Origin of the sequence: Bradyrhizobium uaiense (genome assembly GCF_010811875.1) — a bacterium.
GTDB lineage: Bacteria > Pseudomonadota > Alphaproteobacteria > Rhizobiales > Xanthobacteraceae > Bradyrhizobium > Bradyrhizobium uaiense.
Genome location: NZ_VKHP01000880.1, coordinates 1 through 246 on the forward strand (window position 1 = coordinate 1; position 246 = coordinate 246).

1 pseudogene is annotated in these 246 nt (G+C 55.7%); it reads left to right on the forward strand.

Features of this window, described 5'->3' with window-relative positions:
* A pseudogene (locus tag FNJ47_RS47930) lies at nt 1-246 on the forward strand (IS701 family transposase); the annotation flags it as partial.

A 246-nucleotide genomic window follows, 5' to 3' on the forward strand; every position in this document is an offset into this window, starting at 1 on the left:
CCACCATCAAGGCAAGATGGATTTGTGAGCAGGCGCATCAGCAGTTGAAGGAGGAACTCGGACTTGATCACTTCGAGGGGCGATCATGGCAGGGTCTTCATCGTCACACCCTGATGACTATGATTGCTTACGCCTTCCTGCAACACCGTCGCCTCGCACACGCGGCGCGGAAAAAAAAGAATCAACGGGCCTCCGCCTCAACCAACCATGCCCGCAGTACGTCACGCCATCGTCGATCTCATCCTT